13 protein-coding genes and 1 pseudogene are annotated in these 12066 nt (G+C 42.6%); 7 read left to right on the forward strand and 7 right to left on the reverse strand.

Translation table 11 applies throughout. From position 1 onward, the window contains the following. Positions 1-53: 53 nt before the first annotated feature. Positions 54-1292, forward strand: coding sequence for an SAM-dependent methyltransferase (locus tag BLS59_RS12130; protein ID WP_091149534.1), 1239 nt, complete (start codon positions 54-56; stop codon positions 1290-1292). Here the strand turns inward: BLS59_RS12130 and BLS59_RS12135 are convergent. Together BLS59_RS12135 and BLS59_RS12140 are read right to left on the reverse strand one after the other, a co-directional pair. Beyond that, entirely contained in the window at positions 1289-2797 is a 1509-nt protein-coding gene (locus BLS59_RS12135; protein ID WP_091149535.1) for a S41 family peptidase, read from the reverse strand. The two genes, BLS59_RS12130 and BLS59_RS12135, sit on opposite strands and share 4 nt — an antisense overlap. Positions 2798-2852: 55 nt before the next feature. Beyond that, the gene (locus tag BLS59_RS12140) at positions 2853-4202 is read right to left on the reverse strand and encodes an MFS transporter (RefSeq protein WP_091149536.1); all 1350 of its coding nucleotides are present in this window, start codon (positions 4200-4202) and stop codon (positions 2853-2855) included. 242 nt (positions 4203-4444) lie between these two features. Between BLS59_RS12140 and BLS59_RS32695 the strand changes: the two are divergent. Together BLS59_RS32695 and BLS59_RS12145 are read left to right on the forward strand one after the other, a co-directional pair. Then, a pseudogene (locus tag BLS59_RS32695) lies at positions 4445-4696 on the forward strand (PAS domain-containing protein); the annotation flags it as partial. A gap of 36 nt (positions 4697-4732) precedes the next feature. Beyond that, positions 4733-6193 (forward strand): ATP-binding protein, encoded by a 1461-nt coding sequence (locus BLS59_RS12145; RefSeq protein WP_143014115.1) that lies wholly within the window; start codon positions 4733-4735, stop codon positions 6191-6193. A 3-nt stretch (positions 6194-6196) separates the two neighbouring features. Here the strand turns inward: BLS59_RS12145 and BLS59_RS12150 are convergent, their stop codons facing one another. Genes BLS59_RS12150 through BLS59_RS12160 form a run of 3 tightly spaced genes read right to left on the reverse strand, consistent with a single transcriptional unit; the run spans position 6197 to position 8515 of the window. Continuing rightward, positions 6197-6991, reverse strand: coding sequence for a molybdopterin-dependent oxidoreductase (locus BLS59_RS12150; RefSeq protein WP_091149538.1), 795 nt, complete (start codon positions 6989-6991; stop codon positions 6197-6199). Beyond that, positions 6972-7679, reverse strand: coding sequence for a cytochrome b/b6 domain-containing protein (locus BLS59_RS12155; protein WP_162842616.1), 708 nt, complete (start codon positions 7677-7679; stop codon positions 6972-6974). Before BLS59_RS12155 ends, BLS59_RS12150 begins: the two co-directional genes overlap by 20 nt. 41 nt (positions 7680-7720) lie before the next feature. Next, positions 7721-8515 carry a DUF1223 domain-containing protein gene (locus BLS59_RS12160; RefSeq protein ID WP_091149539.1) on the reverse strand — a complete coding sequence of 265 codons (795 nt, stop codon included), beginning with the start codon at positions 8513-8515 and terminating at the stop codon, positions 7721-7723. 250 nt (positions 8516-8765) lie between these two features. On the opposite strand from BLS59_RS12160, the gene BLS59_RS12165 reads away from it, so the two are divergent. The 4 genes from BLS59_RS12165 to BLS59_RS12180 all read left to right on the forward strand — a co-directional run bounded on the left by BLS59_RS12165 (position 8766) and on the right by BLS59_RS12180 (position 10601). Beyond that, complete coding sequence (locus BLS59_RS12165; RefSeq protein ID WP_091149540.1) at positions 8766-9341, forward strand: sigma-70 family RNA polymerase sigma factor; 576 nt, start codon at positions 8766-8768, stop codon at positions 9339-9341. A 12-nt stretch (positions 9342-9353) separates the two neighbouring features. After that, positions 9354-9632, forward strand: a complete 279-nt coding sequence (locus tag BLS59_RS12170) for a hypothetical protein (RefSeq protein WP_091149541.1) — start codon at positions 9354-9356, stop codon at positions 9630-9632. Between the two features lie 83 nt (positions 9633-9715). Next, a complete protein-coding gene (locus BLS59_RS12175) occupies positions 9716-9955 on the forward strand; it encodes a hypothetical protein (RefSeq protein WP_143014116.1) in 240 nt (79 codons plus the stop codon). Between the two features lie 67 nt (positions 9956-10022). Beyond that, entirely contained in the window at positions 10023-10601 is a 579-nt protein-coding gene (locus BLS59_RS12180; protein WP_091149543.1) for a peroxiredoxin-like family protein, read from the forward strand. Between the two features lie 166 nt (positions 10602-10767). On the opposite strand, the gene BLS59_RS12185 is transcribed toward BLS59_RS12180, so the two are convergent. Next, the gene (locus BLS59_RS12185; RefSeq protein WP_091149544.1) at positions 10768-11391 is read right to left on the reverse strand and encodes an ATP-binding cassette domain-containing protein; all 624 of its coding nucleotides are present in this window, start codon (positions 11389-11391) and stop codon (positions 10768-10770) included. After that, on the reverse strand, positions 11388-12059 hold the full coding sequence (gene modB, locus BLS59_RS12190) for a molybdate ABC transporter permease subunit (RefSeq protein WP_091149545.1): 672 nt from the start codon (positions 12057-12059) through the stop codon (positions 11388-11390). Before modB ends, BLS59_RS12185 begins: the two co-directional genes overlap by 4 nt. Positions 12060-12066 lie beyond the last annotated feature (7 nt).

Consider the following 12066-nt stretch of genomic DNA (forward strand, 5'->3'; position numbering starts at 1 on the left):
TGATTAAATTACGTAACTATTACAAATAACCATTAATAGCACATTGTTTAGTTATGCCTAATACGCTCGCCCTTGTTAAAAAAAATAGCTTTTACCAGGATATAGTTTTAAACTTTTTATCCAAAATGGATAAGGGCACCCTTTACCTTACCCTGCCCGATGGCCAGCAACTAACCATTGGTAACGGCGAAGGACAAATCAGCGCCAGTATTACTGTTAATAACGACGAGTTTTACAAGCGCCTTATCCTTTTTGGCGATATCGGTTTCGGCGAAGCGTATGTAGATGGCCTTTGGGACACTGATAACATAACCAGTGTGATAAAATGGGTATTGCTGAACATTGAAAACGCTCCGGGGCTTTCGGGCAGCAAAGTGCAAACGCTGTCGCTTAATCTGCTTAAATGGTTCAATAAACTTTCGCATTTTAAAAGGGCCAATACGGTTGAAGGTTCCCGCAAAAACATTTCAGAACACTACGATCTTAACAACGATTTTTTCGCCAGTTTCCTTGATCCTACCATGACCTATTCGGCCGCTTATTTTTATAAGGACGGCTTGTCTTTGGAAGAAGCTCAAATAGCAAAATATGACAGATTGTGCCGTCAGTTGCATTTAAAACCCACAGATCATGTGCTGGAAATTGGCAGCGGCTGGGGCGGCAATGCCATTTATATGGCGCAAAAGTATGGCTGTAGGGTAACCTCACTCACCATATCTGAAGAGCAGCATAAAATGGCCGTTGAGCGTGTGGAAGCCGCCGGTTTAAGTGAACGCGTAAGCATCCTCATAAAAGATTACCGCCAGATGCAGGGTAGCTTTGATAAGATTGTATCTGTTGAAATGCTGGAGGCCGTTGGCTTTAATTATATGGATGTGTACTTTAAAAAATGTCACGATCTGCTTAAAAAGAACGGCATCCTGGCCATACAAGTGATCACCTCGCCCGATTCGCGCTACGCGGCCCTGCGCATGGGGGTAGATTGGATCCAGAAACATATTTTCCCCGGCTCGCTGCTGCCATCTGTCGGCGCTATAAATGCCTCTATTAACCGCACCGGCGATATGACTATGGTTGACCTTAAAGATATCGGCCTTGATTACGCCACTACGCTAAAACTATGGCATAGCGCCTTTAATGCCAACCTCCCAACCGTAAAATCATTAGGCTTTAATGACCTCTTTATCCGCAAGTGGAACTATTACCTATGCTACTGTGAGGCGGCCTTTGAAATGCGCAATATTAACGTAATGCACTTGGTTTACACCAGGCCAAATAACGTTTCACGTTAATTAATTAGTGTTAAGGCTTTCTTTATATCGGGATCATTTTTTGTTACCACATCCTGCGGGGTGTAGATAACCGTGTAATCGGGCACTATGCCGCGTCCAAAAACGGGGTGCTTAGCAACAGACACAAAGCGCATCCACGGAAATTCGACCAAAACATGGGTATTGGGCAATGTTAAATGCTGAATGGTTCCTCCGCTGCATCCTTCTTCGGCACCAGCTGTTTCTCTTCCAATAAACTTTACCCCTTTGCAATAAGTTTTAATTGCAGCTGCCGAATGTGCCCCTGCCGAAAAGGTAGCCCCGTCAATTAAAACAAGCAGCCGTCCGTTAAAATGTGCTGTTTTATTAAGCGGCAAAACAGCAAGCATATTGCCAAACGGAGATTTAAAATCAACATGATAATATGCGCCCTCTTTGCCCGCCGGGGTAAAACCTTCTTTAAAACTCGCAGTACGTGCTGTATCAAAGTATTTTTCAAAACTGTTTATAGCAGGGTTGGGCACTCTTGATTTTACATCGCCGATAATATGATATGGTGAACTGGCCAGGTATGAAAGTAATTTTGCGGCTATCCTTATATCGCCCCCGGTATTATGCCGCAAGTCTATAATCAGATTTTTTATACCCTTTTCATGAATTTGTTTAAATGCTTCTTTAAAAATAACGGTGTCATTGTACTGGTAACTTTTAACCTCAAACCACGCGGTTAATGAATTTTTTAAAAACCTGAGCGGCAAGTAATCGGTATTTTTTGCAACCGTCCAACCGGCATAGTTATCAACTTGTTTTAATGGTGACTGCTGTTTTGTTCCAGCAGCGGGCTGATCAACGCTTATAGTCTTTAAGGCCCCTTGTTGGGTTTTAAGTGTGATGTTATACGGGGCGGTCCAGTGGTAGTACTTATTGCAGACATCTTCAAAACCATCATACTCGCTTAAAAACAGCTCACTAAATGTTTCGCCATAGCCATCTGCGCAATAAAGGTCGTATCCGTGGTTAATGATCTGAGCTACGGGAACGCCGTTCATTTTAATAATTTCATCGCCTGTATTAAGTGCATTTGTTTTATGCGTTGTTACCCATGCCTTATGATTACGCACCAGTACTTCAAAAGGCAAAGCCGATGATTTAAGTGCCTTGGGCTCTTTGTTTCCCTCAGAGAATCTTAGCTGGGTGTGCCCGCATCTGAGCTTACACAAAAACGGATACACATGATCAATAAACCCCGACTCGTACATAGGTTCGTTGATTGAAGCGTAGGCCTTATCATAAGCACCCTGCAAGCTATCGGCAGATGTATAAATACCATAAGCCGGGTGCATTTCCTTAATAGCCGACCAAAGTATGCTAAGGTCATCGTGCATACTTTTTACCGTCAATTTTTTAAATGCCGTATCTACATTTTCCGGCTTTACTTTTACTGCGTTTTTTTCGCCTGGTTGTTTACACCCAAACACAACAAGGCAACTCAATAAATATAAATAGCGTACGTTTTTAAATTTCATTTTTAACAATTATTAAAATAAAGTACTCACTAAATCAATACAATTAACTGCGCAATTACTCCACCCTGCCCCTGCGTTCCTTAAACCGGCTGAAAAACACAATAGCCAGTAAACAAAGCACACATCCGCAAATGCCGTTGAGGCGCAGGCCGTAGTCATTGCCTGGGTCTTTACCGTACACAGTAAGGAATGCAAACAGGGCAATGCCCAATGTTTGGCCTAATTTTACAAACAGGTATTTTACTGCAAAAAACATCCCCTCGTGATTTTCGCCGGTACGCCGGGCATCGTTCTGGGCAATTTCGGCAAGTATGGCATTGGGTAATATGCCTAATGATGCCAGCGGGAATGATGCGCTTAGCACCAATGTATAGATCTGCGCTTTGGGTGATAGCGGCAGTTTTCCCAGAAAAAATATAGCCACAAAAATGAGGCTCAGTAACCCAAATGAAAACAGCACAATAGGCTTTTTACCGATTTTTTTGGATAGGTAATTAATAAGCGGGTAAAACACCAGCGAAACCAGCACCATAACCCCCATCAGCAAACCACCCATTGATTCGGGCAGGTGCAACAACACCGTGATAAAAAACAGCAACCCGCTTGATATGATGCTTAACGCCATGTAGTACGAAAAATCGGAGATGAGATAATACTTAAAATTACGGTTGCCGAATGTTTTTGTTACGGCCTGCAGCAACGGCAAATGCGAGGGTTTGCTATCAGAGTATTTTTTTTCGTCGATAGTAAAAACTGGCACCATCATTATCACCCCGGCAAAAATGCACAAGCCCCAAATGGTGTATTGAACAGCCACATCCCGGTTTGGCGTATGTACCAGGTGCTGGATCAGATCGGCAAAGTTATTTACCATTGCCGATAATATGATGCCTATCACAAACCCAACCTGTTGTAAAGATGATAGCTTAACCTTCTCGGCGGCAGTATAAGTGAGTTCGGGCAGCAGGGCATTGTAGGGTATAATGTAAGCAGTTGCCCCCATAAAAAAACAAATGAGCGTGAATGTAAGCCACACCGCGTTGTTAATACTTTCGCCCTTAACCAACGGATAAAACGTAAGACCGCAAAAAACAACTGCAGGCAAAATGGCCCATTTCATAAAGGGAATACGCCGACCGGCCTTGTTTTCACTTTTATCACTTAACGATGCAATAAAGGGATCAAAAATAGCATCAACAAACCTGCCCGATGCCGCAATAATAGACATGATATTGAAGACGCCGAATACCAACAGCTGTGGGACCAGCGGAATTAAACCAGCACTGGAGGGGGGCAGATAAAAATACGGAAGCATCACAATAATAATATTGGTCATGATACTCCAGCCTATCATTCCGCAGGCATAAGCAAGCTGTTTTGAAAACGGTAACTTGGCAACAGGCATAGCGCAATATTGCAAATATTAACCTAAAAACAGCAATAAACTTGTTACACGCGCACAAAATAAAACAGCCTAATCTTTACTATTAATTTAATTTATATGCACTAACTTACATAAAACTTAAATATTTAATTTAAGTTCATTAGATATTCCCAAAAGTTGTATATTGAAGCGTAAATGAACAGCCTAAACGTACTTTTCTACTCCGCTCCGCAGCCAATGTATTTAATATTGCCAATCTGCGTATTGTTGAGGTTAACACCTCTGCTGTAAAGCATTACGGATACACAAAAGAGGAGTTTCTGGGCAAAACCATTAAAGATCTGTACCCAGAGGATGCCGGTGACGACCTGCTATATGAACTGCTTTCGGGCGAAGTTATTGGCCGTGAGTTTACACAATACGATAAAAATGGCAAACCATTTGATGTTGAAATAACATCGCACCGGGTTAGCTTTAACGGACTGGACTCTTGTTTGGTGGTAGCATTGCATATAAAGGAGAAAAAAGCGCTGCTTGACAAAATAACCACTATGCAAACCAGGCTGGATAAAATACTTGAAAGCACATCTGTCGGCTTTTTTCAAACCGATAACCAATCCTCCATCACCTATTGGAACAACGCAGCCGAAAACATGATTGGCTATAATCGTGAATACGTGTTGGGTAAAAACCTTTGGGATGTATTTACCGAAGCCAAAAACTCCGATTTTTATTACCACTTTCAGGATGCTGCTATTCAACGTATAAACGTTGAGTTTACCGAGTACTTTTGGCCGGTTCAAAAGTGGTTCCAGGTAAATGCCTACCCAATTGCCGATGGGCTTATCGTACATTTCAGGGATATTACCGCCAATAAACTGGCCGAAGAAAAGCTGCTTGAGAAAATTGAGCAGTTAAAGGAAATTTCATTTTTAAACTCGCATTATATACGTAAACCCGTGGCAAGTTTGCTGGGCTTAACCAATCTTATTAATGAAGATCTGGTAACCGCACAAGAGTTTAGAGATCTGGCCATACAGATAAAGGCCTGCAGCCTTGAATTGGATGCCATTATCCGTAAAGTAAACAACACCGTTAATGAAGACGATCATATAACCGAAAGCCATAACGACGGGATGGAGGAGTTTTCCATAACAGAGTTAGTTAAAGAACTTATTAAAAAGCAACAGGGTATACATGCCACGCATAAAGTTATTCTTGAAAACGAAAACGACCTTACCTGCTACGGCAATAAACAAAGTATAGCAACAGCCGTAAAACAACTGATGAAAAATGCCGTCAAGTTTTCGCCAGATTCAACGCCGGTAATCATCTCCCTTAAAATAATCGACCAAAATCTGGTGATAGCCGTACAGGATTTCGGCATCGGCATAAACAAGCACCTTATCAATAAAATATTTTTAAGCTTCACAAGAAAGGAAATTGCCAGGGAGCTGGGCACTGGCCTTACCAAAGTATCTGAAATTGCACGCAAACACAATGGCAGTGTTTGGGTAGAGAGTAAACCAGGCAAGGGTTCGGTTTTTAGCATCCGTTTCCCGTTTTCCAACATAGCCGAATTTAAGAAAAGCGGCAAAACCGATTTTTCACTCTATAAAACCCCCGGCGTAGAAATAGAGTACGAAGAGGATCAAAAATATTTAAGTGTAGATTGGAAAGGCTTTCAAAGCTTTCATTCCATTAAAACCGGTTGTTATAAACTACTTGATTGTATTAATAAATACAATTGCCAACTTATACTTAATGATAACTCCAATGTAATGGGCACCTGGGGCGATGCGGTAGATTGGGTAGCCAATGACTACTTCCCCGTAATTGAAAAGGCTGGCGTACGTTATATAGCGTGGATCTATTCGCCAAGTATGTTCAGTCGCTTATCTGCCGATCTTACCATTGAAAGCACAAACGGCAAAATAGTTACCAAAACGTTTGATAACAAAGCCGATGGCTTGGAGTGGCTGTTGCAGGAGCATTCGCAGGCACTGGATTAGCGTTTACAATCCCGAATAATAATCATATCCTTTCTCGGCCCAATAATCACGCGGGCGCTTGTTACTAAAACTGATGCTGCCAATACGTTTAAGATTTTTAATGCCGTACTTAACCGGGATAATGAGCCTTAAAGGCGCCCCGTGGTTTTGCGGCAAGGGTTTTTCATTAACCTCGTAAGCCAGCAGGGTTTGGGGGTGCATGGCGCTGGGCATATCAATACCAACGTAATACTTTTTGTCGGGCGTTTCCATGCCTACATAATCAAGTTTGGTTTGATCGTCGAGCTTATAATGAGTTATAAAATCGCTGAACTTTACACCGCCCCAATACGATATCTGATCCCAGCCTTCCACACATTTAAAGTCGAAAACAATCTCGGTTTTGGGCAATTTCTTTAAATCATCAATGCCAATGTTCAGCACCTCGCCCGATTGTTTTTGCACCTGCAGCTGCCATTTTTGAACATCTACCGTACCGCCAACGCCTATATCGCTGTTATGGCGCACATTTTTGGCCGCCATTTCTTTTGGATAAGTTTTAACGAGGTTGTTATTGCTGAAAAATCTGCGGAACACCAGCTCCGTTTTGTTGAGTGCGCGCCTTAAAGGTTTAATGGCGCCTGCGGTTACTGTTCTGGGCTCAATTGGTGCATTATACAGGGCCTTCCAACCGCCATAGGCCGCACCCGAAAGCACCACGAAACTCCCAAAGGAAATAAAATTTCGCCTTGAGATCTTTTGCTCAACAGTGAGCGGCTTTTTAGGCCCTTTAGGTTTTTTACTGAACGGGTTTTTCATCGCTGGTTGGTGTGATTTCAACAATTGGTTTAGGGTTTTCGTTTATAACTTCAAACCCGGATATTACCGATCTGAAATTGTTCCATCCGGCAAGCACAACCTGTACAATATGTATCACAAAAAACAATACATAACCAATGGTTAGCGCAAAATGAAAAATACGGGCAAGGTGATAGCCACCACACAACCATGTTAAATAATAAAACTGAACGGGTTTATAAATGGCCAATCCCGTTATCAGCGATCCAAGGCCCATTACTATAATTGCGGTGTAGGCTATGCGCTGGGCGGCGTTATATTTTTTTTGCGGCGGTGCCATTTTACGGATGTGTAAATCATGCAGCAACACCAGCCAGGCTTCCTTAAATGATTTTTTCTGCGGTACAAGCTCGCGCCACTCGCCCGATATAATGGTGTACAGGATATAAATCACCCCGTTAAGCGCAAAAAACCACATAAATAAAAAATGGAAAGCCATACCCTTAGCCAAGTGCCCCTGTAAACCCAGGGCATCATAAAACCCCTGCGGAAAAAACTTAAAATACGTATGCCCAAACAGGGTTATCTTGTATTCGTCGTTACCCCAGTATATGATGAGTCCACTCCATATCATTATGCTGAGTAGTGGGAAATTAACCCAATGGGTCCAACGCATGGCTAATGGATGTTTTTCTTTTATTACTTTCATTTAAATATGTTGATGTTTTTGCTTGGACTACCCGGCAAGTATTACTTGGCTACCCCGGTACTAAACTCATATTTTGTTGCTGCCAAAATTGCGCCGCTGCTTGTATTTTGTATAAAGCCAACCAGTTCCCAACCCTGTGCGTTAAAACCATCAGGAAGGGCAATTGTTACAGCGCCATTGCCACTTTTATCCAAGGGCTGACTTTGCAGTTTGCGTACAATTTGCACGTGCGATAGCACGTGCCCACCATTTTCACCGCTTTTCACATTAGTTTGTGCCGTTTTTTGTACCAGCGCCAACAATAAGCTGGTATTTTTAGCCACATCTTTGGTTTGGTACTGCACACTGATACTTCCCTGCTCGCGCTGTGCGCTAAGTGCCAGTGTTCCTGCCGCCATAGTACGTAAACCTTCGGTAATTGCATTCCGAAGAGTGCCCTCCTGCGAGCCTACAAACTCCTTTTTGCCGTTAACCACAATTTGCGGCGTATAAACTGATTGCAGGTTTAACCAACGTGCATATTCATTTTGCCTTTTTGAGTAATCAGCATTGCTAAAAACATCTTTCCAGCCCAGGCGGTTCCAGTAATCAACATGAAAAGCCAGTATATAAACCGGTTTGTTATAATCTTCCTTTTGTATTTTGGCAACCAGCTCATCGGCCGGCGGACAACTGGAACAACCTTCGGAGGTAAAAAGTTCTACTACGACAAAGCCTGCGCCCGTCGCTTTGACATTTTCTTTGGGAGCTAATGTTTTATGGTTGATAAACGCGGCCGATACCAGCGCCGTTATGGCGATAGCCGCAGTAAAAGCAAATATTTTAATCGGTTTCATATCTTCAATGATTAATTAAATACGTTTTTATGGCTTAGTCGGCTTGCACGCAGTTACCTTACAATAAATTTATTTTTATTTTTTGGGGCGATGGCAATTACGGTCCCCCTGTCGGGCTGATAATCAATTGGTATATGTAAATTTAACTATTAAAAGTCGTTATAGTTAGTAATGAATAAAGTGCCTTTTATCTGTAAGGAATTGAGCCCGTTAACGACTAATGGATAAAATACCATGAAAATACTTGTTAATGGCTTCTGAAAATCAACGCCCGGATCCCCGGCAATGGGTTATGGCCCATGCCGATTACCTGTATAATTATGCCTTGTCGCGCTTAAACAACGAGGAACAGGCAAAAGACCTGGTGCAGGAAACCTTTTTAGCGGCCCTTGAAAAGGTTGACAAGTTTGAAGGTAAAAGCTCCGAACGAACGTGGCTTACCGCCATCCTTAAAAATAAGGTGATAGATGTTTACCGAAAAAAATCATCGGGGCTGCGCCCCACCGAAGACGTTAAAGAAGCCGAACACGACCAGCAGGACTTTTTTGACGCGGAAGACGGTCACTGGAACGTGAATAACCGGCCGAAGGCTTTCGGTGTTGAAAACTGCGATCCGCTGGTGGATAAGGAGTTTAACCATATCCTGCAAAGGTGCATGCAAAAGCTGCCCGCCCTTTGGATGGCCGTTTTTACCATGAAACATATTGACGATGCCACTACCGATATTATTTGTACCGAGCTTAAAGTTACCCAAGCCAATTTCTGGGTAATTATACATAGGGCAAAATTAAACCTGAGGGCATGCCTTCAAAAAAACTGGATCTAAAAATTTAGCAATATGAATCCACTACGAAACACCATTTATAACTGCAAACAGGCTACTTTTTTGATAGAGAAAAAACAAATAAAGAAGCTGAGCTTTCGCGAGGTTATATTTTTAAAAATACATTTTATACAATGCACCGTTTGCAAACTGTATGAAAAACAGAGTATAGCCATAGGCCGATTGGTAAGACAATTATTTCATGACGCCACACAAAAGCCCGAAACCCATTTAGGCGATGATGTTAAACACGATATGCAGGAACGCATAAATGAAGAATTAAATAAAAATTAAAATACTTTGTAAGGTTTGCTCAAGCCCGCCGACTAAGCTTGAAATGTTAATAAAAAACCAACATGCAAACTAAAAAACAAAGTATGAAAACAATTATTTCTGGCGCTGTAGCTACAGTCATTGTGGCAATGGGTTTAACCCTTAATGTACAGGCAAAAACATTATCCCATGTTATTATAAAAACAGCTGTAACCGCCGTTAGCGATACCGGCAAAATGGCGAAAGGCAAAATGAAACCGGCCAAAATGGCCAAGAAAAAAACAGCAAAAAAGGACAAGATGAAGATGGATAAAATGAGCCAGGACACGGCGAGCAAAATGTAAGCTTTTTTTGATCGTTTGGAGGGAGGTGATGCTCCCTCCTTTTTTTATCTCTTAAATTTAAAATCCCATGAAAAAGTATTTACTAATAATACTGATAGTCATTGCTGGTCTACAGGCATCGGCACAAACCGGCCTTAGTAAAGGCGATGATGCCCCGGCATTCAAAACCATCGACAATAATGGCAATACTCTTGATCTTAAAACACTGCTTAAAGCCCATAAATCTGTAGTCCTATTCTTTTACCGCGGGGAATGGTGCCCATATTGCAATAAACACATGCAGCAGGTACAGGATTCGTTACAATTGCTTACCAGCAAAGGCGCCTATGTAATTGCCGTAACGCCCGAAACCAACGAAAACATCAACAAAACCATTCAAAAAACTCATGCTTCTTTCTCCATAGTGCAGGATAAAGGCTATGCCATCATGAAAACCTACAAGGTTAATTATGTTTTAGACGAGAGCACCGTTGCCAAATACAAAAGCTTTAATATCGACCTGAACAAAGGCAATGGCAATACCGATCATGTATTACCCGTGCCGGCAACTTATGTAATCAACCAATCGGGCAAAATAACCTTTGTACATTTCAATAAGGATTACACTAAAAGGGCTTCAGTTAACGATATTTTGCAGGTGCTATAGTGGGGTTACCACTTAGTTCCCCTCTTGAGAGGGGGCGCGATGATAAGTGTAATGGCAGGGGTGTGTTTCTTCGCAATGCATATTCAAGAACACACCCCTCCGCCCCTCTCAAGAAGGGAATCGCACGTGCCCGTACTTTTTTCATCCTATTCACTTACCCCCTCCATTATTCACCCTCAAACACCAACTCGCTATCTGCCAGCCCATCCAGCTCCTGCGGGTTGTGGCTTACAATTAGCGCTGTGGTTCCTAACTCTCTTAAAATAGCTTTTAACTCCGCAATCAACTCGGTTTTCATTTTGGGGTCAAGGGCGGAGAATGGTTCATCCATTAGCAGGAGTTGGGGCTTAGTGGTCAGGGCGCGCAATATAGCCAGGCGCTGCTGCTGCCCGCCCGAGAGATAGTTGGGCCTACGGGTGTAAAGTGTATCCAATTTGCCTAAATGCAGCAGGCGATTAATCCATTGTTCATCGTTGGTAGCATATTGCAGGTGCTGCCTCACATTCATATTGGGGAACAGGGCATAGTTTTGAAAAACGAAACCGATATTCCTTTTTTGAACGGGCAGGTCTATCTTCTTTTCAGCATTAAACCAGGTAAGTGTACCCGCCGTGATGGCGCCTTTTTCAGGCGTTATCAACCCGGCTACAAGCTTCAAAAATGTGGTTTTTCCCGAACCCGACGGACCATATATTTTGGTGATGCTGCCGCTCGCAAACTGCCGGTTTATATGCAATACCTGCTGCCCGTGGTAAGCGTTTAGCATTTTTTCGATGCTTACCGTAATCATACCAGGGGGCTTTTGGTGTTATACTTGTTAAACACAAAAACCGCTATCACCAGCACAAACGTCAAAGCAAACAATATGAGCGAATAATTATTGGCCGCCGCATAATCCATTTTTTCTACCGAATCATATACTGCTATTGATGCTACCCTGGTAACACCGGGAATATTACCCCCAATCATCAGCACCACCCCAAACTCCCCCAGGGTATGCGCAAATGTGAGTACAATAGCCGAAAACAGCGAGGGTTTTATATTGGGCAGCAGAACATGCCAGAAAGTTTGCCATTTGGTTTTGCCGAGCGTATAAGATGCTTCGGAAAGTGCCGGGGACAATTGCTGTAATGCCGATTTTACAGGGCCTATCATAAATGGCATACTGTAAATTACCGATGCCAGCACCAACCCCTGAAACGAGAAAACAAACCGCACATCAAAAACATCATTAAGCCATTTACCCAACCCACGCTGCGGACTAAATGCCACCAGCAAATAAAAACCCAAAACAGACGGCGGTAATACCAGCGGCATGGTAATAATAGCTTCGGCAATGATCTTAAAAAACGACCGCCCTCTTGAAAGCCACCACGCAAACGGCAGCCCCACAATTAACAGCAGCACGGTAGTTATACCTGCTAATTTTAGGGTGAGCCAAATTGGTGATAAATCCATCAGATAA

Origin of the sequence: Mucilaginibacter pineti (assembly GCF_900101875.1) — a bacterium.
GTDB lineage: Bacteria > Bacteroidota > Bacteroidia > Sphingobacteriales > Sphingobacteriaceae > Mucilaginibacter > Mucilaginibacter pineti.